At 72.6% G+C, this 25,053-nt stretch carries 17 protein-coding genes and 1 pseudogene; 14 read left to right on the forward strand and 4 right to left on the reverse strand.

Going from position 1 to position 25,053, the window contains the following annotated elements:
• The first annotated feature begins 34 nt into the window (after nucleotides 1-34).
• Nucleotides 35-640 (forward strand): YdbC family protein, encoded by a 606-nt coding sequence (locus JXZ78_RS15545; RefSeq protein ID WP_030020369.1) that lies wholly within the window; start codon nucleotides 35-37, stop codon nucleotides 638-640.
• Between the two features lie 213 nt (nucleotides 641-853).
• Here the strand turns inward: JXZ78_RS15545 and JXZ78_RS15550 are convergent, their stop codons facing one another.
• Nucleotides 854-1,558 (reverse strand): TetR/AcrR family transcriptional regulator, encoded by a 705-nt coding sequence (locus JXZ78_RS15550; protein WP_033037907.1) that lies wholly within the window; start codon nucleotides 1,556-1,558, stop codon nucleotides 854-856.
• Nucleotides 1,559-1,669: 111 nt separating this feature from the next.
• Here JXZ78_RS15550 and abc-f point away from each other — a divergent pair, with 111 nt between their 5' ends.
• The 5 genes from abc-f to JXZ78_RS15575 all read left to right on the forward strand — a co-directional run bounded on the left by abc-f (nucleotide 1,670) and on the right by JXZ78_RS15575 (nucleotide 6,730).
• Nucleotides 1,670-3,289 carry a ribosomal protection-like ABC-F family protein gene (gene abc-f, locus JXZ78_RS15555; protein WP_030020371.1) on the forward strand — a complete coding sequence of 540 codons (1,620 nt, stop codon included), beginning with the start codon at nucleotides 1,670-1,672 and terminating at the stop codon, nucleotides 3,287-3,289.
• A gap of 106 nt (nucleotides 3,290-3,395) precedes the next feature.
• The gene (locus tag JXZ78_RS15560) at nucleotides 3,396-4,055 is read left to right on the forward strand and encodes a histidine phosphatase family protein (RefSeq protein WP_030020372.1); all 660 of its coding nucleotides are present in this window, start codon (nucleotides 3,396-3,398) and stop codon (nucleotides 4,053-4,055) included.
• 11 nt (nucleotides 4,056-4,066) lie between these two features.
• Complete coding sequence (locus JXZ78_RS15565) at nucleotides 4,067-4,972, forward strand: ADP-ribosylglycohydrolase family protein (RefSeq protein WP_030020373.1); 906 nt, start codon at nucleotides 4,067-4,069, stop codon at nucleotides 4,970-4,972.
• A 333-nt stretch (nucleotides 4,973-5,305) separates the two neighbouring features.
• Nucleotides 5,306-6,007 (forward strand): ribonuclease HII, encoded by a 702-nt coding sequence (gene rnhB, locus JXZ78_RS15570; RefSeq protein WP_030020374.1) that lies wholly within the window; start codon nucleotides 5,306-5,308, stop codon nucleotides 6,005-6,007.
• 66 nt (nucleotides 6,008-6,073) lie between these two features.
• A complete protein-coding gene (locus JXZ78_RS15575; RefSeq protein ID WP_030020375.1) occupies nucleotides 6,074-6,730 on the forward strand; it encodes a hypothetical protein in 657 nt (218 codons plus the stop codon).
• 451 nt (nucleotides 6,731-7,181) lie between these two features.
• Here JXZ78_RS15575 and JXZ78_RS15580 read toward each other — a convergent pair.
• Both JXZ78_RS15580 and JXZ78_RS15585 read right to left on the reverse strand, forming a co-directional pair.
• A pseudogene (locus tag JXZ78_RS15580) lies at nucleotides 7,182-7,701 on the reverse strand (hypothetical protein); the annotation flags it as partial.
• A gap of 233 nt (nucleotides 7,702-7,934) precedes the next feature.
• The gene (locus tag JXZ78_RS15585; protein WP_030020377.1) at nucleotides 7,935-10,100 is read right to left on the reverse strand and encodes a RecQ family ATP-dependent DNA helicase; all 2,166 of its coding nucleotides are present in this window, start codon (nucleotides 10,098-10,100) and stop codon (nucleotides 7,935-7,937) included.
• 126 nt (nucleotides 10,101-10,226) lie between these two features.
• Here JXZ78_RS15585 and JXZ78_RS15590 point away from each other — a divergent pair, with 126 nt between their 5' ends.
• The 7 genes from JXZ78_RS15590 to JXZ78_RS15620 all read left to right on the forward strand — a co-directional run bounded on the left by JXZ78_RS15590 (nucleotide 10,227) and on the right by JXZ78_RS15620 (nucleotide 21,862).
• Complete coding sequence (locus JXZ78_RS15590) at nucleotides 10,227-11,927, forward strand: DUF4192 domain-containing protein (protein WP_030020378.1); 1,701 nt, start codon at nucleotides 10,227-10,229, stop codon at nucleotides 11,925-11,927.
• Nucleotides 11,928-12,142: 215 nt separating this feature from the next.
• Entirely contained in the window at nucleotides 12,143-14,125 is a 1,983-nt protein-coding gene (locus tag JXZ78_RS15595) for a glycogen debranching N-terminal domain-containing protein (protein WP_030020379.1), read from the forward strand.
• A gap of 48 nt (nucleotides 14,126-14,173) precedes the next feature.
• On the forward strand, nucleotides 14,174-14,938 hold the full coding sequence (locus JXZ78_RS15600) for an NUDIX hydrolase (protein ID WP_030020380.1): 765 nt from the start codon (nucleotides 14,174-14,176) through the stop codon (nucleotides 14,936-14,938).
• A gap of 314 nt (nucleotides 14,939-15,252) precedes the next feature.
• Nucleotides 15,253-17,613, forward strand: coding sequence for an ABC transporter ATP-binding protein (locus tag JXZ78_RS15605; RefSeq protein ID WP_238783134.1), 2,361 nt, complete (start codon nucleotides 15,253-15,255; stop codon nucleotides 17,611-17,613).
• Between the two features lie 192 nt (nucleotides 17,614-17,805).
• Nucleotides 17,806-18,738 carry a FadR/GntR family transcriptional regulator gene (locus JXZ78_RS15610; RefSeq protein WP_030021190.1) on the forward strand — a complete coding sequence of 311 codons (933 nt, stop codon included), beginning with the start codon at nucleotides 17,806-17,808 and terminating at the stop codon, nucleotides 18,736-18,738.
• A gap of 600 nt (nucleotides 18,739-19,338) precedes the next feature.
• Nucleotides 19,339-20,898 carry an RNA polymerase sigma factor gene (locus JXZ78_RS15615; RefSeq protein WP_275127819.1) on the forward strand — a complete coding sequence of 520 codons (1,560 nt, stop codon included), beginning with the start codon at nucleotides 19,339-19,341 and terminating at the stop codon, nucleotides 20,896-20,898.
• 151 nt (nucleotides 20,899-21,049) lie between these two features.
• Entirely contained in the window at nucleotides 21,050-21,862 is an 813-nt protein-coding gene (locus JXZ78_RS15620; RefSeq protein WP_030021192.1) for a S1 family peptidase, read from the forward strand.
• A gap of 229 nt (nucleotides 21,863-22,091) precedes the next feature.
• Here the strand turns inward: JXZ78_RS15620 and JXZ78_RS15625 are convergent, their stop codons facing one another.
• On the reverse strand, nucleotides 22,092-22,322 hold the full coding sequence (locus JXZ78_RS15625) for a DUF7455 domain-containing protein (protein ID WP_003981845.1): 231 nt from the start codon (nucleotides 22,320-22,322) through the stop codon (nucleotides 22,092-22,094).
• 446 nt (nucleotides 22,323-22,768) lie between these two features.
• Here JXZ78_RS15625 and JXZ78_RS15630 point away from each other — a divergent pair, with 446 nt between their 5' ends.
• Nucleotides 22,769-24,889 carry a DNA gyrase/topoisomerase IV subunit B gene (locus tag JXZ78_RS15630; protein WP_030021193.1) on the forward strand — a complete coding sequence of 707 codons (2,121 nt, stop codon included), beginning with the start codon at nucleotides 22,769-22,771 and terminating at the stop codon, nucleotides 24,887-24,889.
• Nucleotides 24,890-25,053: the final 164 nt, after the last annotated feature.

Here is a 25,053-nt window from a genome sequence, read left to right on the forward strand (position 1 = left end):
GATGCCGGGCCCCGTTGGGCCGTACGATGGCGCGGTGCTGGTCAAGTGGATTAGATGCACGGTCGTGGACCGCCGGGGGTTCGAGAGAGGGCAGCGCAAATGGGCGGGGCTGCTCGGTGAGCCGGGCTTCCGTGGGCAGGGCGGCGGGTGGAGCCGGACCCGGCCGTCGGTCGCGCATCTGGTCGCCTTCTGGGAGAGCAGGGCGTTCTACGACTCCTTCATGGCGCGCTCGCACGACCGGCTGGCGGCGTCCCAGGTGGGCACCTTCAAGGACTCCCGGGTCCGCCTGTTCGAGTACGAACTCGACGTGAAGGTGGGCTTCCGGCCCGTGTTCGCCGACGCCGACGTACTGCGGATGGCGCACTGCCAGGTGCGTGCCGACCGGGTCGAGCACTTCATGCTGATGCAGGAGAAGGTGTGGAATCCGGCCATGGCGGGCTCCCCGGGGATGCTGCGCGGGTTGCTGGGGCGCGCGCCGGGGGAGGAGTTCCTGATCCTGTCGATGTGGGAGTCGGCGGCCGAGCGGGGGAAGTACCGGCCGGAGCGGGTGGAACGGCTCGGCCTGCGCGCGCAGACGGAGGCCGACGTGCGGGCCGTGACGGGTGATGTGGCCGATCTCGAACCGTCGTGGACGGTGTGAGCGGCACTGCTGCCGCCGGAGGTGTGCGCGCCCTGTTTCCGGGGGTGCATGCATCCCCGCTTCCGGTGGTGCGTGCACCGCGTCCCCGCTTGCGGTGGTGCGCGCATTCCTGCTTCCAGGGGTACGGGTGCCTCTGCTCGCGGCGAGGCGAGCACCGGCGCGAGCCTCGCCGCGGGCGGTCGGTTCCCGGCTGTGCGGGCGCTCGGCTCACGGCTACGTGGTCGCGTCCTTCTCTTCCGATGCGGTGGCGCCGCTGTCTGACGCGGCGCGCGCCGCGTCCCTCGGCGGGGTGAAAATTCCGGCTTGCGCGGCTGCCACGGCCGCTGCGGCAGCCTGGTCGGCGGTGTGCTCGTCGACCGGTTCGCGGGTGATGAAGAGGCGGAAGAAGAGCGGTGCGCACGCGGCGCGCGAAAGCGCTCCGGCGTCGATGCCTTCTTCTCGGGCGGCCGGCAGCTCGCCGCGTTCGACCGCGCGTTGCACCAGGGGCTCGCAGCGCTTGAAGCGTTCCCCGTAGTAGGCGCTCAGCGCGTCGGCGGCCCGCTGCGACTGGAAAGCGGCCGCGATGATCGCGGAGCCGGACACCGATGTGGACGGGTCGGTGAACGACTCCACCACCTCGCGGGCGAGCGCCCGCAGATCGCCTTCCAGCGACCCGGTGTCGGGTGGTGTCCAGCTGTCTTCGCCGGCCAGGTCGAGCGCGTCGGCCAGCAGCCCTTCGAGGCTGCCCCAGCGGCGGTAGAGCGTCGTCTTGTGCACCCCTGAATGCTCCGCGACGTACTCGACGGTGAGGCCGGGGTAGCCGTGTTCGACCAGTCCGGCCAGCACGGCGTCGCGGACGGCGGTGCGGGTGCGGGCGGTGCGCCCGCCCGGGCGACGGGTGCCGGGGCCGGGGGCGGGAGACTCCGGGACTTCGGGCAACTGCAACTCCTGTTGTATTAGTGCGGCGACCGTGCCATCATCGACGTAATGCTACAAGCGTAGCGTTTGAGTTCGTGGTGCGGTGTCGCACCTACGAGTCGGGGGGCCCGCATGACCACGCAGATCTCGCTTCACGAGGTGACCAAGTCCTACGGCGACCGGCTTCTGCTGAACGGCGTCTCCCTCTCGGTGCGCCCCGGCGACCGGGTCGGCATCGTGGGGGAGAACGGTGCGGGCAAGTCGACCCTGCTGCGGATCGTGGCGGGTCTCGAACGACCGGACGACGGTCGCGTCGTCCTGACCGCCGACGGCGGCACGGGGTACCTCGGTCAGGTCCCCGACCTGCCGTCCGACTGCACGGTCGGTCAGGCGGTGGACGCGGCCCTGGCGGAGTTCCGTGACATGGAAAGCCGACTGCGCGCGCTGGAGGCGCGCCTGGGTGCCGGGAGACCGGAGGACATGGAGGAGTACGGCCGGCTGCTGGGAATCTTCGAACTGCGCGGTGGTTATGAGGCCGACGCGCGTGTCGACAAGGCGCTCCACGGCCTCGGGGTGGGGCACCTGGAGCGGGACCGGCCGTTCGGCAGCCTCTCCGGCGGCGAGCAGGCCAGGCTGGGCATCGCCTGTCTGATCGCCGCGTCACCCGAGGTGATGCTGCTCGACGAGCCGACCAACCACCTCGACGCGGAGGCGCTGGACTGGCTGGAAGGCGCGCTGACGGCCCACCGTGGCACGGTCCTCGCGGTCTCGCACGACCGTCTCTTCCTGCAACGCGTGGCGGGCACGATCGTCGAGGTCGACGCGGATCGCCGGACCGTCGTCCGGTACGGCGGCGGGTACGGCACCTTCACCGCCGCCAAGGCCGCGGCCCGCCGCCGCTGGGAGCAGGAGTACGAGCAGTGGTGCGCCGAGACGGCGCGGCTGGCGGAGTTCGCGGCGGGCACCGCGCGTGACGTCGCCCAGGGACGGGTGATCAAGGACAACAACAAGATGGCGTACGACCGGGCCGGCGGGCGGGTCCAGGCGTCGGTGGCCGGACGGGTGCGCAACGTCCAGGAGCGGCTCCGCCGGCTGCACGCGGCTCCGGTGCCCGAGCCGCCCGAGCCCCTCCGTTTCCGCGCCGGCCCGGCGACCGGGGACGCCGAGGGCGCGCTGGTGGAGCTGGACGGCGTACGGGTGGGGGACAGGCTGTCGGTGGACGCGCTGACCGTCGCCGCAGGGGAGCGGCTGCTCGTCCACGGAGCCAACGGCGCGGGGAAGAGCACACTGCTGCGGGTGCTCGCGGGGGTGCGGGAGCCGGATGCGGGCACTGTCGCGCGACGGGGTCGTATCGGCTATCTGGCGCAGGAAATACCGGTCTCCCGGCCGCGGGAGCGGTTGCTGTCGGCCTTCGGCCGCGGCCTGTCCGGTGATCCGGAAGAGCTGGCCGAACTTCTGCTGTCGTCCGGCCTGTTCCGGAAGGGCGATCTGCAGGTGCCGGTGGGGTCCCTCTCGACAGGACAGCGGCGTCGGCTGGCCCTGGCGCGCCTGCTGGCCCGCCCCGCCGATCTCCTGCTCCTGGACGAGCCGACCAACCATCTGGCACTCGGCCTGGTGGAGGAACTGGAAGCGGCGCTCGCCGTCTGGCCCGGTGCGCTGGTCGTCGTCTCGCACGACCGGCTGCTCGGCCGCCGGTTCGGCGGCCGCCGGTGTGAGATACGGGCCGGGAGGGCGGTGTGCACCGATCGGTGACCGAAGGCCGACCAGGGGAAACGGACGGTGACGGTGTGCCTGCCCCGGCGGCAACGGGGTACCGGGGCATGAGGCATGTACAGAGCAACCGTTTTAGGGTGGCGGCATGGCACGGCCCCGACGCATCGTCCTCATCCGCCACGGAGAATCGGAGGGGAACACCGACGACACGGTCTACGAGCGGGAGCCCGACCACGCGCTGAGCCTGACGAAGGACGGGCTGCGGCAGGCCGAGGAGGCCGGCGGTTCGCTGCGTGCGATGTTCGGCGACGAGGGGATCTCCGCGTACGTGTCGCCGTACCGCCGTACGCACCAGACCTTCCAGGCGCTCGGGCTCGACATGGACCGGGTCCGGGTCCGGGAGGAGCCGCGGCTGCGCGAGCAGGACTGGGGGAACTGGCAGGACCGCGAGGACGTACGCCTGCAGAAGGTCTATCGCGACGCCTACGGTCACTTCTTCTACCGCTTCGCGCAGGGGGAGTCCGGTGCCGATGTGTACGACCGTGTGGGCGCGTTCCTGGAGAGCCTGTGGCGCAGCTTCGAGCAACCGGACCACCCGCCCAACGTCCTGATCGTCACCCATGGGCTGACCATGCGGCTCTTCTGCATGCGGTGGTTCCACTGGTCCGTGGCGGAGTTCGAGTGCCTGTCCAACCCGGGCAACGCGGAATGGCGCTCACTGCTGCTCGGCCCGCACGGCCGGTACACGCTGGACCGGCCGTTCGAACGCTGGTGTGAACCGGAGTCGTACGGCACCACCGGTTAGAGTGCACACCGATGAGCGCCGACCACCGTGACGCAGACCGCTTCGAGCGGGCCCTCGACAGCCTGCGCGGACTTTCCCTGGGCGATGCCCTCGGCTCCCAGTTCTTCGTTCCCGCCAACTACCCCAACCTCAAACGCCGTGAGCTGCCGCCGTCGCCGTGGCAGTGGACCGACGACACGGAGATGGCCTGTTCGGTCGTCGCCGTGCTCGCGGACCACGGCCGCATCGACCAGGACGCCCTCGCCCGGTCCTTCGCCGACCACCACGACTTCGACCGCGGCTACGGCCCGGCCGTGAACCGCATGCTCCGACTGGTCCGGGAGGGCGGCGACTGGCGCGAGCTGGCCTCGGCGCTCTTCAACGGCCAGGGCTCCTGGGGCAACGGCGCGGCCATGCGCATCGCCCCGCTCGGCGCCTGGTACGCGGACGACCCCGAGCAGGCGACGCACCAGGCCGAGATCTCCGCGTACACCACTCACCAGCACCGGGAGGCGGTGGTCGGTGCGATGGCGGTGGCCGCCGCGGCCGCGCTGGCCGCCGCCCCCGGCGGCGCCCCGGCCCCCGAGGCGCTTCTGGACGACGTCCTGGCGCTGATCCCGCGCAGTGCCGTACAGGCCGGTCTGCGGCGGGCCCGGGACATGCTCGACTACGGCAACGCCGGCACGGTCGCCGCGGTGCTGGGCTGTGGGCGTCGGACCAGCGCCCACGACACCGTCCCGTTCACGCTGTGGGCCGCCGCGCGTCACCTCGGCGACTTCGAGCAGGCGCTCTGGGCCACCGCGCAGGCGGGCGGAGACGTGGACACGACCTGCGCCATCGTGGGCGGGATCGTCGCGGCCGGCGGTGCTGCCCCGCCCCAGGACTGGATGGACCGCACGGAACCACTCCCGAGCTGGATGCCGAAGCTCTCGGGCTGATCTCTGGCTGTCCGGCGGAGCCTTTAGCGGGGGAGGCCCGGGCGTCGGCCGGGCCGTGGCTCTCCGGCCGGGCCCGGCGCAGGAGGCCAGGCCAAGCCGCGGCCGGAGATCAAGGATGCCCGTCGGGCGCGTAGTTGATCTCCCCTCGCCGGGAGGGGGCGCCGGTGCGCCTGAGGTGCCGCCTCCCGGAAGCGCCTGATCGCAAAGCCGCTGGTCAGCCCCTGCGTCCCCGTTCCGCGCGGGGTGCCAAGGGTGATCGGCGACGGCAGTGGGACGGTCAGGCGGCACCCGGTGCGCACGGCCGCCACGATTAGGCGTACGCTTGCTGGCGCCATGCCGTACGAGCCCCCAACCCACACCGTCGAGCGATCGCTTCGCGCCACCACGGGCGCCAAGATCATCGCTGGGGTGGACGAAGTCGGACGCGGCGCCTGGGCCGGCCCGGTCAGCGTCTGCGCAGCCGTCACCGGACTGCGCCGCCCACCGGACGGACTCACCGATTCCAAGCTGCTGACACCCAAGCGACGCAACGAACTCGCGGAAGTGCTCGACGGCTGGGTCACGGCGCACGCCCTGGGGCACGCCTCCCCGGAGGAGATCGACGAGCTGGGCATGACCGCGGCACTCCGGCTCGCGGCCGTACGCGCCCTGGAGGCGCTGCCGGTCCGTCCGGACGCGGTCATCCTCGACGGCAAGCACGACTACCTCGGCGGCCCCTGGAAGGTCCGGACGGTCATCAAGGGTGACCAGTCCTGCATCGCGGTGGCCGCGGCCTCCGTGCTGGCCAAGGTCCGTCGCGACACGATGATGGGTGAACTGGTGGGCGTACACGCCGACTTCGCCTTCGCGGACAACGCCGGCTACCCGTCGCCGGCGCACCGTACGGCGCTGGAGGAGTACGGCCCCACGGCCCACCACCGGGTGTCGTGGTCCTACATGGACGCCCTGCCCCGCTGGCGTCACCTGAAGAAGGTGCGCAGCACCCCCGAAGCAGCCGCTCTGGAGGCCGGTGGCCAACTCGGCTTCGACTTCTGAGCGGTGCGGGCATCAATTCGGTACCCGATGACGTGTTCCGCACCTACGTTTGATAGACATCCTTTTATGCCTCTCATCCCCGAGGAGCCTCAGATTCACGAGAGTGTCCCGGGTCCCCGCGCAACTCCGGCCGCCGGCCGCACCGCGTCGACCCCCCGTCCTGTTCCTGGTCCCGGTCCCCGCCCCGCGCCTCCGCGCGGTGCCCCCGCGGCCAGCGCCCGCCCCGGCAAGCCCGGACCCGCCACGCCGTCCCGCGGGCCGGCCGGCGCTCCTCCGGCGCAGCGCCCGGGCCCCCAGCAGCCCACTGCGACCGCCGGTGCCGCCGGCGCCGCTTCCGGAGCGCAGATCCAGCTGATCCCGGCCCCGCAGAACGGCGCGCTCGACGCCGCCGAAGAGGCCGTCGATCTGCTGCTGGACTCCGGACGCGCGCCGAGCGACATCCTGGTGCTCACCACCGGTGAGATGCACCCGTGGGCCGCGCACGAACTGTCCTTCGGCGAAGCGGCCTACTGGGCGCAGCAGGATGCCGCGGACGACGTGTTCTACGCGGACGCCGCCGCCGAGCGTGCGACCGGACGGCCCGTCGTGGTCGTCGCGGTCAACGGTGGCGCCGAGCAGACCGTCGCCCAGGCTCTGCCCGCCGCGATGACCCGGGCCGGTGCGCTCCTGGTCGTCTGCGGTGACCCGGAGCGGATCAACGCCCTCCTGGGCGTGAACGCCTGACCGGCGCAATCAGGGGGTAGCCCGGCGGCCACGGGCCGTCCGGGCATCTCGTGCCGGAGGCGCGGACGTCAGCGGGCCGCGGCGCGCCGTCGCGCCTCCAGTGCGCCGGCCGCGCCGCGCCGTGGTGTGCGCCGTCCGTCGTTGTGCGGCGGTTCCGAAGGGGGCCGCGGTTCTGCGGCGTACGGCTGCGGGCCTGTCACGTGCGTCCGTTCCGCGGAACGGGACCGCTCCACCGGAGCGCCTCGTTCCGGTGAACCGGGCGATGGTGGTCCGGACCGCCGTGTTCCGCCGGTGCGCCCGGGCGCTTCCGGCAGCGCGGCGCTCTCGGCGTGCCCCGTATCATCCGGCGGGACCCGTTCCGATGCCGTTCGCCGCTCGCCCGGACCGTGCGATTCCGGTACGGGGTACTGCTGTTGCCCCGTATCGCGAAGGTGGGCGGGGTGTGTGACGGAGCGCGGCCGCCGGCCGCCGCGCCCTTCGCCCAGCACTTGCCAGCCGCCGCGGGTCAGCGTGATGTACGCGCCGCAGCGAAGCCCGTGCAAAGTGCACGCATCGCGCAGTCCCCACATCCAGGCACCGTCCGCCTCCGTCCAACGCGGGTCGCCCTCCCGGCAGTAGAGCAAGACGGCCGTCCGGACCGGTGCCCGTAAGCGCAGGTCGTGCGGTACCACCCGACGCAGCTGGGTCAGGAGCGCGTTGCGGAACTCCCAGCCGTCCGGGGCTGTGGCGCGCTGAACGAACGACGCGCTGGCGACGACACGTTCCTCGGGCCCGAGCACCGCCACGACGGCCGTCGAGAGGACCGGCAGGTGCCGGTCGTGCAGACCAACGACGACCTCACGCGGATTGCGCAGCAGGGGAATACCGGCCGACGCCCACTCGGACGGCTCCAGCATGCGGCTCAGCCGGGCGGCGGAATCGGCGGACGTGGGCAGGGAAACATCCGGGGGCTGGGCGAAGCCGAAGGTCACGGTCCTCCCTTCGTCTGCGCGTCCGCACACCGGGCGGCGGCGGGCCGTGCGGGCACGGCTCCGGACCGCCGTACCGGGCCGCGGACGGCGGGTACGGGGAAGCAGGTCCAATTCTTACGTTCGTACAGACATGCGGCAATGAACTCGTCGCGCCCAGGGCCGGAATCGGGCGCCGCGTCTGCTCCTTTCATGCCCGCCGCACGGGCCCCTGACGCCCGATCACCCCCTTCACCTCACCCCTGTACGGCAAGGACCAGCGGAAACACTCCGGCGGCTCCCGCCTGACGCAGCAGCCGGGCGGCCACGGCCAAGGTCCAGCCGGTGTCCGCGTAGTCGTCCACCAACAGCACCGGACCGTCCGCCGACGCCAGGGCCTGCGCCAACTCCGGCGGGACACTCAACGACCCGTGCAGCGCGCGCAGCCGCTGCGCGCTGTTGCTGCGCGGAATCCGGGTGTCCGGTCCGTGCTCCCCGTACGCCACCGTCCCCAGGAACGGCATCCGTCCGACGGCGGCGATGCGCTCTCCCAGGGAACGGACCAGCTGCGGCCTGGTGCGGGAGTCGAGCGTCACGACCCCCACCGGACGCGCCGGGGCGTCCGGGGCCCCCGAGGCCCAGCCTCCGGGGCCCTTCGCCCAGTCGGCGAGCACCGTCACCACCGCGGACGCGACATCGTCCGGAATCGGCCCGTCGGGGGCCTGCGCCGTGAGCATCGGACGCAGCCGGTTGCCCCACCCGATGTCGGAGAGCCGTCCCAGCGCACGCCCGGTGGCACCCTGCTCACCTGCCGGAATACGTCCCTTGAGATCGACACCGACGGCAGGCAGCCCGGTCGGCCACATCCGCCGCGGCTCGACCTCCACGCCCGGCCGTCCCAGCTCGCCGCGTGCCGCGTCCAGCGAGGCGGCGGACACCTCCGCGGTGAAGCGTGCTCCCGCGCAGTTGTCGCAGCGGCCGCACGGCACCGCGGCCTCGTCGTCCAGCTGCCGCCGCAGGAACTCCATCCGGCAGCCGGTGGTCGTGGCGTAGTCCCGCATGGCCTGCTGCTCGGTTTCACGCTGCCGTGCCACCCAGGCGTACCGCTCGGCGTCGTACGTCCACGGGCGGCCGGTCGCGGTCCAGCCGCCCTTGACCCGGTGGACCGCGCCGTCCACGTCGAGCACCTTCAGCATGGTCTCCAGGCGCGAGCGGCGCAGTTCCACCAGCGGCTCCAGGGCCGGCAGCGACAGCGGGCGGTCCGACCCCGCCAGGACGTCCAGTGTCCGGCGCACCTGCTCCTCGGGAGGGAACGCCAGCGAGGCGAAGTACTTCCAGATCGCCTCGTCCTCGCGGCCGGGCAGCAGCAGCACCTCGGCGTGCTCGACACCGCGCCCGGCACGACCGACCTGCTGGTAGTAGGCGATGGGGGAGGACGGCGAACCGAGGTGCACGACGAAGCCGAGGTCGGGCTTGTCGAAGCCCATGCCCAGCGCGGAGGTGGCGACCAGCGCCTTGACGCGGTTGCCGAGCAGGTCGTCCTCGGCCTGCTGGCGGTCCGCGTTCTCGGTCTTGCCCGTGTACGAGGCGACGGTGTGGCCGCGCTGCCGCAGGAAGGCGGTGACCTCCTCGGCCGCGGCGACCGTGAGCGTGTAGATGATCCCCGAGCCCGGCAGCTCGTGCAGGTGGTCGGCCAGCCAGGCCAGCCGGTGCGCGGCGTCCGGCAGCGGAAGCACGCCCAGGCTCAGGCTCTCCCGGTCCAGCGGCCCCCGCAGGACGAGCGCCTCGGCGGCCCCCTCGCCCGTGCCCAGCTGCTCGGCCACGTCGGCGGTGACCCGTGCGTTGGCCGTCGCGGTGGTGGCGAGCACGGGGACACCGGGCGGGAGGTCGGCGAGCATCGTGCGCAGCCGCCGGTAGTCGGGCCGGAAATCATGGCCCCAGTCGGAGATGCAGTGCGCCTCGTCGACCACCAGCAGGCCGGTGGCGGCGGCCAGCTTGGGCAGCACCTGGTCACGGAAGTCGGGGTTGTTCAGACGCTCCGGCGACACGAGCAGGACATCGACCTCGCCCGCCGCCACCTCGGCCTGGATCGTGTCCCAGTCCTCGGTGTTGGACGAGTTGATCGTGCGCGCGCGGATCCCGGCCCGGGCCGCCGCCTCGACCTGGTTGCGCATCAGCGCGAGCAGCGGCGAGACGATCACCGTCGGGCCGCTGCCGCGCTCGCGCAGCAGCGCGGTCGCGACGAAGTAGACCGCCGACTTGCCCCAGCCCGTCCGCTGCACCACGAGCGCGCGGCGGTGCTCGGCGACCAGCGCCTCGATCGCCCGCCACTGGTCCTCGCGCAGCCGGGCCGTACCGCCGGGGTCCCCGACGAGGCGGGAGAGGACGGCATCGGCCGAGGCGCGCAGGTCTTCGTTGCTCATGGCTCCATGCAACCCGATGCCACTGACAACGCGCGAACCGCCGCCCGAGGCTGTGGACAACTTCCGTCACCCGCGAGTTATCCACAGGGGTCGCGGCGGTGCGGCGGATCGCGGGATCTTCGAGCCATGAACCAGCACAGCGAATCATCCAGCCAGTCCGAGCAGCCCGAGCAGTCCGGGGGACCCGGTCAGTCCGAGCAGCCCGGTCAGTCCGAGCAGCCCGGTCAGCAGGATCGGCCCGGTCGGCTCGCGAAGCCCGAACGACCCGGCCGTTCCGACCAGCCCCGCCCGTCCGTACCGACACGCCCGCCCACCTCGGCCGCCCCGTCCCGGCCGACCTCGTCCGCCCACCCGGCCCTGACCGCTGCCACGACCGCCGGCACGGCCAAGGGCACCGAGGACGACGACGAGACCGCGGAGGCCAGGGTCACCCTGCGCGGGCCGGCCGAGCTGGCCGACGCGCTGCCGTACCTCCTCGGCTTCTTCCCGGACGACAGCATCGTCCTCGTCGGCCTGCACGGCGAGCGGGGGCGGTTCGGCAGCCGGGCCCGCCTCGGCATCCCGACCGACCGGTCCCAGTGGGGGTACGTGTCCGAGCAGCTCGCGGGCTCGCTCGTGTCGCTCGGAGAGGAGCGCCGCTCCCGCCCCGGAGGAATCATCGTCTACCTCTGTCAGGAACCGGCGCGGGGAGAGAGCGGCCGGGACGTGAAGGAGCGTCTCCGCCCGCTCGCGCAGCTGCTGCGCGTCGCCTGCGGGGCACTGGACGTCCCGGTGCTCGACGCGCTGTGCATCTCCGACGGCCGTTTCTGGTCCTACTGCTGTCCCGACTTCCGTTGCTGTCCCGCCGTGGGTACGCCCCTGACCCCGCCGGGTACGTCGGTGATGGCCGCCGCCGCTGCCTATGCGGGCATCCAAGTTCGCGGGTCACTGCGCGAGTTGGAGTCCCGGCTGGCCGCCTGGACCGGGCCCCGCGCGGCGGGGCAGACCAGCGCGCTGGACGCCGAAGCCCAGGCGCTCGTCCCGCGCATGATCGAAGAGGGCGCGGCGGCGCCCGTACGGGCGGAGACCCTGGCGCGGGCGAGCGACCTGGTCCGCCGGTTCCGTGAGGATGTGCCCACGGGCAGCCGTCGAGCCAGGGACGCCTGCGACGACGCACTCCTGACGGACACCGAAGCCGCCCGTGTCATCCTCGGGCTCCAGGACCGCGTGGCCCGCGACCGTGCGGCGGAGTGGATGGAGGGGCCCGACGCCGAGCCCTCGCTGCGCCTGTGGCAGGCGCTCTCCCGCCGCTGCGTCGGCGGCTACGCCGAGTACGCCGTGGCACCGCTGTCCCTGGCGGGCTGGGTCGCCTGGGCGACGGGGGACCAGCCGTCCGCCCGTGTCGCGCTGGGCCGTGCGCTCACGCTGGATCCCGAGTACCTCTTCGCGCAGCTGCTGCACCGCGGCATCAATCAAGGGCTGGACCCGGAGACACTGCGCCGCTGCCTGCGGGAAGAGCGGGACGAACGAGCCGATGGCGCGTCGGCGAGCGGTGTCGTACTGGCGTCCGGGCGTGACTCCGTACCGGTGCTCGTGGACGGCCCCGCGGCTGCGCCCGACCTGGCCCCGGGGGCGGCCCGGCCGGGAGGGACCGGCCGCGGTGACGGCGCGGAGCGGCCCGCCGTGCCGGACGGCCCCGGCAGGGCGGGGCGCCCCGGTGGCAGTGGACGTTGCGGCGGTTCCGACCGCCCTGGCGGTCCGCGCGGCAGTACCCGTCCCGCCGCCCGTACGAGCACCGGCCGGGGCGGGCGCCGCTCCGTCCGCAACGGTGACCGGAGCCGGCCGTGAGCCCGCCGACGCGCGAGCGCCGGCGTGACCTGGGCGCCGGCCCCGGCGTTCACCTCTGTGGCGCAGTCCGTTTGGAGCCCAGACCCCAGCAGGGAGCGCAGAGAGTGTCAGGCATGGTCCCCACCACTCAGCCGGCCCGCCGGGCACCCGGAGATCACCGTTCCGGGGTGCCCCGGCCACCGGAACCGCAGTCTGTCCACCGGACCTTGATCTGCGTGGCTCTGCCGGCGCTCGCCATCTCCTCCGAACAGGGCCAGCTCACCGGCCGGGGGACGGACGGCTTCTACCGTGCCGGGCGGCGCGTCCTGTCCCGCTGCCAGCTGATCGCGGGCGGCGCCGAACCCGTCATCGTGCAGGGCAGGCTGATCGCGTCGGACCGCGCGAGGTTCGTCGGGACGGTCCGTACGGCCGTCGACCGCGGCCCGGACCCCGAGATGCGCGTGGAACGGCTGCGGTCCGCCGACGGGGTCGAACGCATCACGTTCCACAGCAGCGCGCCGCGCCGGGTGCGGCTGCCGGTGGAGCTGCGGCTGGGCACGGATCTCGCCGACCTCGGCGCGATCGCCGTCGGTGTCGCCGGACCCGAACTGCCCGCCAGCGTGCACGGGTCGGGGTTGCGCTGGTCCGCCGCCGGGGCTCATGCCGTGATCGCCGCGACCCCGGCGCCCACGGACGTCATGGCCTCGGCCGGACTGCTGTGCTGGGAGCTGGACCTGCCGCCCGGCGGCCATCACACCATCGAGGTGCGGGTCCGGCTGGAGCATGCGACGTCGGGAGCCTCCGCCGGCCGGCCGGGTCCGCCGCTCCCGGCCACACGCGGCAGCGAGCAACCGCCTCGCCCGTGGTCGGCGGCGCGGCTCCAGTGCGACGACCCCCGGGCCGACGCGCTGCTGGCGGCAGGGCTCGACGATCTCCACGGCCTGCTGATGCGTGGTCCGGGCGCCCTCACGGACACGTACATCGCGGGCGGGGTCCCCTGGCGCTGTGGCCTCTCGCCGGCCGAGGCCCTCTGGGCGGCGCGCATGTTGCTCCCCCTGGGCACCCGCCTCGCGGCCAACACCCTGCGTACCCTCGCGCATGTCCAACTGACCGGAGCAGGGGCGGATTCCGGCCGAATTCCGGGCGCGCTGCGGGACGCGGGCCCGTACGCCCCACCCAGCTGTACGGGCGTCGAGGCGACGCTGCTGTTCCCCGCCGTCCTCGCCGAAGCCCGCCGCTGGGGCCTGCCCGACCGCGAGACGGAGCAGCTGCTCCCGGCGGCGGAGGGCTGCCTGAGATGGCTGCGTACGGCGGTGAGCGACGGGAACGTACCCGGCGACGGAGCCCTGAGCGGAGGCAGCGGCTACGTCCCCGATCCGGCGCCCGGAGGGCCGTACCGCTGCGCGACCCAGGCTCACGCGCACCGCGCCGCGCTGCTCGGCGCCGACCTCCTCGACGGCTGCGGCAGACCGGGAGCGCCCGCGCTGCGGGAGTGGGCGGCCGGCCTGCGGACCCGGTTCCGTGAGGAGTTCTGGGTGGAGAGCCGCAGCGGTGGCAGCCCGGCCGTACTGCGCACGCCGGGCGGCCGGCTGCTGCCGCACTTCGGTTCCGCGGCCGTCCACCTCCTGGACACCGGGCTGCTCGGCGGCGGGCGCACCGCCGTAGGCCTGCTCGACGCGGCACGCACGGAGCGCCTCGCCCGCCTCCTGGGAAGCCCGGCCATGGACTCCGGCTGGGGCCTGCGGGGGCTCGGCGCGATGGAGAGCGGCTACAACCCCTTCGGTCACCGCAGCGGCGCCGTCCGGGTCCACGAGACGGCGGTGGCCGTCGCCGGCCTGGCCGCCACGGGCCATGAGAAGGAGGCCGCCTCCCTGGTCCGCGGGCTCCTCGACGCGGCACAGAGCTTCGCCTACCGGCTGCCGGAGATGTACGCGGGCGAGCAGCGCACCCGTGACGGCGCCCCCGTGCCGCACCCCGCGGCCTGCCGGCCGGCCGCCGTGGCCGCGGCGGGCGCGGTGCACGCCCTGACCGCTCTGGCCGGGGTGCGCCCCGACGTCCCGGCGGGGACCGTGGCGGTCCGCCCGGTCGGCAGCGCGCCGCTCGGTGCCATGCAGTTCACCGGGCTCAGCGTCGCCGGGCAGCCGTTCGCCGTACGGATCAGCAGACTCGGCCTCGGCCTGGTCGAGGAGGCCGCGAATGGCTTGCAACTGGGGGCGTGAGATGCGTCAGGGCCTGATTATCGTCAGGCGGACGACTATGATCGCGCCATGCCTCCCTACGACCCGTCGGCCTTCCCCCCGTTCGCCGTTACCGTCGACCTGGTCGTGCTCACCGTACGCAGGCACGCGCTGTGCGCGCTGGCCGTGCGGCGCGGCGAGCCGCCGTTCCAGGGGCGCTGGGCCCTGCCGGGCGGGTTCGTGCGGAGCGACGAGGACCTGGAGGCCGCCGCCGCCCGGGAGCTGGCCGAGGAGACCGGGCTGCACGCCCACTGCCCGGCGGGCCCGCCGCCGCCCTACGGCGCGCATCTGGAACAGCTCGCCACGTACGGCGACCCCAAGCGCGACCCCCGTATGCGGGTGGTCAGCGTCGCCCACCTGGTGCTCGCACCCGACCTGCCGGCTCCGACGGCGGGCGGTGACGCCCACAGTGCGCGCTGGGCCCCGGTGGACACGCTGCTCGACCGGGACGGTGGCCTGGGCCGCGAGGGTGAGCAGTCCGCGCCGCTCGCTTTCGATCATGCCCGGATCCTCGCGGACGGGGTGGAGCGGGCCCGCTCGAAGATCGAGTACTCCTCGCTCGCCACCGCGTTCTGCCCCCAGGAGTTCACCGTCGGGGAGCTGCGCAGGGTGTACGAAGCGGTGTGGGGCGTAGTCCTGGACCCCCGGAACTTCCACCGCAAGGTCACCGGCACGCCGGGGTTCCTGGTGCCCACCGGTGGAACGACGACCCGTCAGGGAGGCCGCCCGGCCCAGCTGTTCAGAGCCGGCGGTGCGACCCTGCTCAATCCGCCGATGCTGCGTCCGGAGGTCTGAGCGGCGGGCCGCGCCGGTGCCGGGCTGCGTCGGTGTCGGGTCGCGCCGGTGGGGGATCTGTGTTCGCGAGGACTGCGGTCGCGTGGGGCTCGCCAGGGACGGGGTGCTGTAGCAGCGGGGTGGGTGACGGCTGTTCGGTGGTGGTGAGAGCGGGCGGCCTGCCGTGCGGCGGTCTGGCCGGCGGAGCGTGACACGCGTGGGCGTCAACTGGGGTGCATTACCGACAAAACGGACAGGCGGGGTTACCGTGACCAGGTGAGTCCCCACCTCCTCCCCGCCGCTTCCGTGAGGTCCCGCTCCCCGTGGGGGGCGCGATGATCCAGGCCATCGGGCTGACCGGCGGCTCCCGCGAGGGGCGGCGCCCCGCCGTCGACGACCTCAGCTTCGAGGCCCCCGCCGGCCGGATCACCGTCCTGCTCGGCGACGAGGGGGCCGGAAAGACCACCGCACTGCGGCTGATGCTCCAGCTGGAGAGCGGCCGCGGCGTCGCGCTCTTCCGCGGCCGTCCGCTGCACCGTGTGCCGAACCCGGCCCGCGAGATCGGCGTGGTCTTCGGCGATGTACCCGGTCACCCCGGCCGTACGGCGCGCGGGCACCTGCGGATGCTCAGCGCCGCGGCGGGGGTCCCGGCTTCCCGGGCCGACGACGTCCTGGATGTCGTCGGCCTCAGCGGCCTGGCCGACGAGAAACTCGGAGCCTTCTCGCGGGGCATGGACCGCAGGCTCGGCCTGGCCGCCGCTCTCCTCGGCGACCCGCACACCCTCCTCCTCGACGAGCCCTCCCGGGACGTCTCCCCGCGTGAGGCGGCGTGGCTGCACGGGCTGCTGCAGGGCTATGCGGCGCAGGGCGGTGCCGTACTGGTCACCTCCAGCGACGCACGGGCAGCCGCCCGGCTCGGCCACCGGGTGGTCACCATCGAGGACGGCAGGCTGGTCGCGGACCAGACTGCCACCGACTTCGCCCGGACCCGGCTGCGCCCGCGCGTCGTCGTCCGCTCCCCGCACGCCGACCGGCTCGCGGCACTGCTCGTCGACGAGGCACAGCGCGCCCGCCCGGGGGCGGATCCGCAGGCGCGTCGTGCGGTCGAAGTCGTACGGGAGAGCGGGAGCCGTATCGCCGTCTACGGCAGCAGCTGCGCCGCCGTGGGTGACACGGCGTTCCGGCACGGCATCCTCGTGCACCGGCTCGCCGACGAGGTGGGGGACACCGGACCCGTCGCCCCGCTCCACCGCGCCGACGGCCGCGCGAGGAACCGCGCCGTACCGGCGGCCGCGAATCCCGCCGCAGAGGACGCGGCCGCGCGGAACCCGGTCGCGCAGGTCTCGGCCGCGCAGCATCCTGCCGCACCGTCTCAGGCTGCCCCTCCCCCTGCCCCTGCCCGTCCCGATGTTGCGGCCCCGGGCGGCACAGCTCTCGACGTCACCGAGGCGCATGATGCCGCTGGGTCTGTGGAGGCTACCGCGGCCTTCAGGGCTCCCGCCGGCCCCACAGCTCCCAAGCGCTCCGAGACGCACGCGGCATCGGCCACATCAACCGTCACTGCCGCTGTAGCTCCCCCCGCCCCAGCCCCCGCCTCGCCCTACACCCCCACCCCTCCGCCCGGCCCGGACGACGCGACGTCCTCCGCGTACGTACTCCCGTCGCCCGCCCCCACCCCGGCCGACCCGCGGCTCGCTCCCGCCGTGTCCGTCCCGGCGGGCCCGGACCTGGCGTCCGCCCCGCCCGCCCTGCCTCATCCGAGCGCCTCGCCCCTCCCCGCCTCACCAGCAGCCCGCCCCACCTCCACCTTCAAACCCCTCAGGCCCCTCAAGCCCCTCCGCACCTCCCTCCCCCCAGGCTCTCCCGGTCCCGCCCCGGCATCACCGGAAGACGCGGCCAGGAAGCTCGTCAGCCTGCGGCTGTCCGGCCGTGGCCCGGAATGGCCGCTGCGCTACGAACTCCGCCGCGCCACGACCGACCCCGCCGGTCCGGTCGTGATCGTGCTGGCGCTGGCGGTGGCATTGGTCTTCGCGCTGGTGCTGGCCCGTGCCGGGGACAATTCCCAGGTGCATGTGCTCACCGGTTGGCCGCGTCAACTTCCGTTCCCTCCGGTGGCACTCGCGGCCGGCCTGATCGGGGCGCTCTCCTTCGGCCAGGAGTTCCGCTACCCGGCGCTCGCTCCCGAACAGGGCACGGTGCCCCGCCGCCTCGGTCTGCTCGCGGCCAAGCTGCTGGTCAGCGGCGGCGCGGCGGTGCTGCTCGCGATCGGTACGCTACTGCTCGACGGCGTGGCGGTACACGGCCTGTTCGGTTCCGCGGGCCTGCCGCCAGGGGGCGACCTGAAGGTGCTGGCCGTCAGTTGGGCGGCTCTCCTGGCCGGTTGTGCGTGGGTGGGTGTGCTGGCGGCCGGTGTCTTCCGGTCCACCGCGACGGGGCTGGCCGTGGTCCTGGCCGTACCGGTGACCGTTCTCCCGCTCGTGCAGCACGCGTTGGCTGCTCCGGCAGCCCGGAGCCTGGTGGGATTCCCCGCGCGGTTGCGCTCGGCGGCTCTGGTGCAATGGCCGTCCGGGTTCGACCAGGCCGTCGAGGCGGCGCTGCGGCTGGCGGCCCAACCGGTGGCCGGCGCACTGGCGTTGTCGCTCACTGCGCTGGTCCTCGCCTATGCCCTGACCGCCCTGCGAAGGAGGGCCCGCTGACCGTCATGGGCCGCTTTCGCGCCCCGTCGGCGCGGCGATGGCCGAGGCCTCCCGTGGGGAGCACCTTTCTTTCCGATAAAGCGTCAATTGGGGAATGATGGGCGATCACCCTTTCGTGTGCTTTTCACCAAAGACCTCAAGGGGTCCGGGGGCGTCGCCGACAAATGATGCGTGAGTACCCTTGCGCACACCATGATGACCGCGGCTCGCCCCGCCGACACCGGCCTCGCCGGCCCGGGCGAGCTTGACCGCTACTCCTACGCCGCCGCGGGCGCGCCCGGCGCCGGCGGTGTCGCCCACGCTCCGGGCGCCGAGCGGGCCGACCGCGTGCCGCCCGTCTGGGACGGGCCCGAGGCGGACATGGCCCGGGCCGGCCGCCGTGCGGCGGGCAACCGCGGACGCGGGCTGCACGGCCAACTCGTCCAGCAGCTCGGCCAGATGATCGTCTCCGGCGATCTCGGGGCGGACCGTCCGCTCGTCCCCGAGGAGATCGGCCAGCGCTTCGAGGTCTCCCGCACCGTGGTCCGTGAGTCGCTGCGCGTCCTGGAGGCCAAGGGCCTGGTCAGCGCCCGCCCGAACGTGGGCACCCGGGTGCGTCCGGTCAGCGACTGGAATCTGCTCGACCCCGACATCATTGAGTGGCGGGCGTACGGCCCACAGCGCGACGACCAGCGTCGTGAACTGTCCGAGCTGCGCTGGACCATCGAACCCCTCGCCGCCCGGCTCGCCGCCGGCCACGGCCGCGACGACATCCAGCAGCGTCTCGCCGACATGGTCGAGATCATGGGCCACGCCGCCGCTCAGGGCGACGCGCTGACCTTCGGCCGCGCCGACGCCGAGTTCCACACCCTGCTGCTCCAGCTCGCCGGCAACCGGATGCTGGAGCACCTCTCCGGCATCGTCTCCTCCGCCCTGCACGTCTCGGGCGGCCCGTCCGGCGGCTGCGAGCGGCCCGCCGAGAAGACCGTGGGCCAGCACATGCGGATCGTCGACGCGATCGGCGCCGGCGACGCGGCGGGCGCCGAGTCCGCGATGCGCGCCCTGCTGACCGCCCACGGCGAGGCCGGCGGCCAGAGCGCCGGCGGTGCCGGGGATCACACCGTGCCGCCGCCCCGCGAGCACTGAGGAGCCGGTGCCGCCGAAGATCCCCGCCCACCCGGAGGCCCGTACCGGCCGGGAAGGCCCGGCCGAGAGGCGCGCACCCGTACGGGACGCGAGGCGCGTCCTTACGGGACGGAGGCCCGTCCGTACGGCGCGGACCGGCTGAGAATGTGCGGGCCACCCGGGCGCGAGGCGCAGACGCCAGGCGCGCAGAGTGCAGGGGGGCGCACGGGGCGTGCGGACGCCGGCGGAGCGCACGGACGCGGGCGCGGGGCCCGCGACGGTGCGCCGCCGCGAGTGAGCGGCGAGCGTGGGCCGATGTACGTCAGGCCGCCGGGCCCGGGAGCGTGATCCGGGCCCGGCGTTTGCTTGGGAGGATTGCGCACCGTAGAGGGGGGAATGTCTCGTTATGCGGTGTGACTCGGGCCACGCAGATTGGGCGTAACGCTCGCCGGGGAGGCGCGATGACTTAAGAGGTGATAGCCGAGGAGGGAATGCGAGCGGCGTTTTCGGCGCTGTTCAACTCCCCGGCTTCCCCTGCGCCGTCGGTCCATCCCCGCCGACGGTCGTCGGCTCCGATCCACCGTGGACGGGGTCGGAAGCCGTTTCCATCGTTCCGAGAGGTTGTTCGTGTCGGCCAGCACATCCCGTACGCTCCCGCCGGAGATCGCCGAGTCCGAGTCAGTGATGGCGCTCATCGAGCGGGGAAAGGCTGATGGGCAGATCGCCGGCGATGACGTGCGTCGGGCCTTCGAGGCTGACCAGATTCCGCCAACCCAGTGGAAGAACGTTCTGCGCAGCCTCAACCAGATCCTCGACGAGGAGGGTGTGACGCTGATGGTCAGTGCCGCAGAGGCGCCCAAGCGCACCCGCAAGAGCGTCGCAGCGAAGAGTCCGGCGAAGCGCACCGCCACCAAGACCGTCGCGGCCAAGACGGCCACGGCGAAGAAGGCCACCACCGCGGCCGCCCCGATGGGTGACGTGTCGTACGGCGAGGCCGAGGGCGGGCCCGAGAAGAAGGCGGTGGCCAAGAAGGCCGCCGCCAAGAAGACGGTCGCGAAGAAGACCGCCGCCAAGAAGACCGTGGCGAAGAAGTCCGCCGCCAAGAAGGACGTCGACGAGCTCCTCGAAGACGAGCCGATCGAGGAGGCGGCGCCCGCCGGCAAGGGCGGCGAGGCCGCGGCCGAGGTGCCCGAGGGTGCCGAGAACGCCGGGTTCGTCCTGTCCGACGACGACGAGGACGACGCCCCCGCGCAGCAGGTCGCCGCGGCCGGCGCCACCGCCGACCCGGTCAAGGACTACCTCAAGCAGATCGGCAAGGTCCCGCTGCTCAACGCCGAGCAGGAGGTCGAGCTCGCCAAGCGCATCGAGGCGGGCCTGTTCGCCGAGGACAAGCTGGCCAACTCCGACAAGCTGGCGCCGAAGCTCAAGCGCGAGCTGGAGATCATCGCCGAGGACGGCCGCCGCGCCAAGAACCACCTGCTGGAGGCCAACCTCCGTCTGGTGGTCTCGCTGGCCAAGCGCTACACCGGCCGCGGCATGCTCTTCCTGGACCTGATCCAGGAAGGCAACCTGGGTCTGATCCGTGCGGTCGAGAAGTTCGACTACACGAAGGGTTACAAGTTCTCCACGTACGCGACGTGGTGGATCCGCCAGGCGATCACCCGCGCGATGGCCGACCAGGCCCGGACGATCCGTATCCCCGTCCACATGGTCGAGGTCATCAACAAGCTGGCCCGTGTGCAGCGCCAGATGCTCCAGGACCTGGGCCGCGAGCCCACCCCGGAGGAGCTGGCCAAGGAACTGGACATGACCCCCGAGAAGGTCATCGAGGTCCAGAAGTACGGCCGTGAGCCGATCTCGCTGCACACCCCGCTGGGCGAGGACGGCGACAGCGAGTTCGGTGACCTGATCGAGGACTCCGAGGCGGTCGTGCCGGCCGACGCGGTCAGCTTCACGCTGCTGCAGGAGCAGCTGCACTCGGTCCTGGACACGCTCAGTGAGCGTGAGGCGGGCGTGGTCTCCATGCGCTTCGGCCTCACCGACGGCCAGCCGAAGACGCTGGACGAGATCGGCAAGGTCTACGGCGTCACGCGTGAGCGGATCCGTCAGATCGAGTCCAAGACGATGTCGAAGCTGCGTCACCCGTCGCGCTCGCAGGTTCTCCGCGACTACCTGGACTGATCCGGAAGCGGCCGTTCCGGACGGCCGTACGAGTGCATTGCGGGCCCGGTCCCCCTCGGTGGGGGCCGGGCCCGCGGTGTGTCCGGGTGCGTGATGCGCCCAACTGTCTCACCCTGGGTGTGCGAACACTTCCGCACAGTCAGGAGCGTGTATGCGTGCCTACCTCCGGGCCGTCCTCGGGGCCCTCGTCCTGATTCTCGCCGTACCGGTCACCGCGCAGGCGGACGCGGCGGTGGTGGGGGGCCGGCAGGTGAAGGTCTCCGACAACCCGTGGATGGTCGCCGTCGCTTCCCGCTCGCGGTTCGGCTCCGACCGCTCGGGGCAGTTCTGCGGCGGTGTGCTGGTCGGCCGCGCGACGGTGGTCACGGCGGCGCACTGCCTGAGCCGTGCGGTGCTGGGTGTGGAGTGGCAGCAGGTCAAGGACCTGCGGATCATCGTGGGGCGCGAGGACATGCGGGGCAGGGGCGGGGAGGAACTGGTGCCGCGGCGGGTCTGGGTGAATCCGTCGTACGACAGCTACAGCAATGCCGGCGACATCGCGGTCCTCACACTCGGCAAGCAGATGCCGAAGGGCCGGGCGCTCCCGATGGCCAAGGCCGGTGACGCCGCGTACAAGGCGGGTACGAAGGCGAACGTGTACGGCTGGGGCGACACCACCGGCAACGGCTCGTACGCGTCCACGCTCCGCTCGGCACAGGTCCAGATGTTCTCGAACGCGGCATGTAGCAGGGCGTATCCGGGCAATGCGGACGGTAGGTATCTGTCCGGTTCCATGCTGTGCGCAGGAGCGCCGAACGGTGGCCGGGACGCCTGTCAGGGCGACAGTGGCGGGCCGCTGGTCGCCCGCGGGCGTCTGGCGGGACTGGTGTCCTGGGGGACGGGCTGCGGCAGGGTGGGCAAGCCGGGCGTCTATACGCGCATCTCGGCGATGATCAAGCATGTGACCGCCCACGGGGCCGGCTGAGGGCCGCGGAGTGGGTGTCCCGGCCCGAGGGGCGGAATCCGGGGCGGCAGGGCCTGAGGGTGCCACGAGGGGCGCGTGAGGGTGCAGCCGTCGCGGCGCTGCCAGAGGCGCCGGCCGACGGTGGCGGAAGTGCGGGAGCAGACGAGTGCGGGCGGTCCCCCGGTGGTGCCGGGGGACCGCCCGCCGCACGGCCCTAGGCCGCTACTCGCTCGTCGTCGGATGCGATGTGTCAGCGCTCCTCATCGGAAGCAGACGCGGGAGAGGCGGTCAGCCGCTCCGTCTCGTCCTGTATTTCCGCGGCGATCTTCTTGAGTTCTGGCTCGAACTTGCGGCCGTGGTGGGCGCAGAAGAGCAGTTCGCCGCCGGACATCAGAACGACGCGCAGGTATGCCTGGGCGCCGCAGCGGTCGCAGCGGTCAGCGGCCGTCAGCGGGCTCGCGGGGGTCAGAACAGTAGTCACGTCGCCTCTTCTCTAGCTCGACGAGCTGTCGTACCAGGGTCAACATCCAACCAGGCCGAAAACGTTCCCGCTCGTGCCTATTCCCTGAAAATTTTTTTCCAAGGGGGCCGGGTGTTGCCGGGTGGCGGCGAATGAGCCGTATTGCGTGGTGGTCTGATTCACGTTGGTTGCTGGGCTTTTGTCCTCCCGGCTGGCTTGCCGGTTGTTCAAGAGGACGTGCCCGGAGCCTAAATGGTTCATGCCTCGAAGGGAACGTGATGTGCGCGGCACTGCGCTCTCACTCCAACGAGGGATCGAACACCTGAACGAAAGTCTACTACCATGGACACCGTCACGGGTGGCGTCACATCGGCTCTACCGGGCCTCGGTACGCTCTCACCGGCGACACCGCCACGACCGGGTCCGCGGAATGCGGACCACCAGTAATTCAGCGAGGAGCGAACCGCGTGACCGCCGAGATGTCCGTGCCGTCCACCGCCGTGCTGACCGGGGCTGACCGGGACGGGTCCAACTACACCGCGCGGCATCTGCTCGTCCTGGAGGGACTGGAGGCCGTCCGCAAGCGCCCTGGCATGTACATCGGCTCGACGGACAGCCGTGGCCTGATGCACTGCCTCTGGGAGATCATCGACAACTCCGTCGACGAGGCGCTGGGCGGCTACTGCGATCGTATCGACGTCGTCCTCCACGACGACGGCTCGGTGGAGGTCCGGGACAACGGCCGCGGCATCCCGGTCGACGTGGAGCCCAAGACCGGCCTGAGCGGCGTCGAGGTCGTGATGACCAAGCTGCACGCCGGCGGCAAGTTCGGCGGCGGCTCGTACGCGGCCTCCGGCGGTCTGCACGGCGTCGGCGCCTCGGTGGTCAACGCGCTCTCCGCCCGGCTGGACATCGAGGTGGACCGCAACAGCAAGACCCACTCGATCAGCTTCCGCCGCGGCGTGCCCGGCATCTTCACCGAGTCCGGCCCCGACGCCCCCTTCGATCCGGCCAACGGCCTGCTCAAGGGCAAGCGCATCCCCAAGACCCGGACCGGCACGCGGGTGCGGTACTGGGCCGACCGGCAGATCTTCCTCAAGGACGCCAAGCTCTCCCTGGAGACGCTGCACGCGCGGGCGCGCCAGACGGCCTTCCTGGTGCCCGGCCTGACCCTCGTCGTACGGGACGAGCGCGGCGTCGAGAGCGAGGGCCCGACGGAGGAAACCTTCCGGTACGACGGCGGCATCAGCGAGTTCTGCGAGTACCTGGCGCAGGACAAGGCCGTCTGTGACGTGTTGCGGCTGACCGGGCAGGGCACCTTCAAGGAGACCGTGCCGGTCCTGGACGACCGTGGCCACATGACCCCCACCGAGGTGACCCGGGAGCTGGGCGTCGACATCGCGCTGCGCTGGGGCACCGGCTACGACGCCACCGTCCGGTCCTTCGTCAACATCATCGCCACCCCCAAGGGCGGCACGCACGTGTCCGGTTTTGAGCGGTCCGTAGCCAAGACCGTCAACGAGGTGCTGCGGTCGGCCAAGCTCCTGCGCGTCGCCGAGGACGACGTCGTCAAGGACGACGCCATGGAGGGGCTCACCGCGGTCGTCACCGTACGGCTCGCGGAGCCGCAGTTCGAGGGGCAGACCAAGGAGGTGCTGGGCACCTCGGCCGCCTCCCGGATCGTCGCGCAGGTCGTCGCCAAGGAGCTCAAGGCGTTCCTGACCTCCACGAAGCGGGACGCCAAGCAGCAGGCCCGAGCCGTCCTCGACAAGATCGTCGCGGCGGCCCGTACCCGCATCGCGGCCCGGCAGCACAAGGAGGCCCAGCGCCGTAAGACGGCTCTGGAGTCCTCCTCGCTGCCCGCCAAGCTGGCCGACTGCCGCAGCGACGACGTCGAGCGCAGCGAGCTGTTCATCGTCGAGGGCGACTCGGCGCTGGGCACCGCCAAGCTGGCGCGCAACTCCGAGTTCCAGGCGCTGCTGCCGATCCGCGGCAAGATCCTCAATGTCCAGAAGTCGTCGGTCTCGGACATGCTCAAGAACGCCGAGTGCGGTGCGATCATCCAGGTCATAGGAGCGGGTTCCGGCCGCACCTTCGACATCGACGCGGCCCGTTACGGCAAGGTCATCTTCCTCGCGGACGCCGATGTCGACGGCGCGCACATCCGGTGCCTGCTGCTGACGCTCTTCCAGCGCTACATGCGTCCGATGGTCGAGCAGGGGCGGGTCTTCTCGGCCGTGCCGCCGCTGCACCGGGTCGAGCTGACCCAGCCCAAGAAGGGCCAGGACAAGTACATCTACACGTACTCGGACAACGAGCTGCGCCAGACCCTGCTGGAACTGCAGCGCAAGAACATCCGTTACAAGGACAGCATCCAGCGCTACAAGGGTCTGGGCGAGATGGACGCCGACCAGCTCGCGGAGACCACCATGGACCCCCGCCACCGCACCCTGCGCCGGATCAACATCAGCGACCTGGAGGCCGCCGAGAAGGCCTTCGACCTGCTCATGGGCAATGAGGTCGCGCCGCGCCGGGAGTTCATCACCAGCTCCGCCTCCACGCTGGACCTCTCGCGCATCGACACGTGACGGGCCGCCGCGGGGGCGCGCGAAGCGCCTGCGCGCGCCGGTACGGGCGCCTGTCCACCCACGGGTGGACAGGCGCCCGCCGCGTTTTCCACCCGGAGCCCACCCGCACGCCGATCCGGCCGGTGGGGCCCGCTCCGTAGCGTCGGGACGGTTGTTGTTCCCCT

This window comes from Streptomyces monomycini, from assembly GCF_022271435.1.
GTDB classification, from domain to species: Bacteria; Actinomycetota; Actinomycetes; order Streptomycetales; family Streptomycetaceae; genus Streptomyces; species Streptomyces monomycini.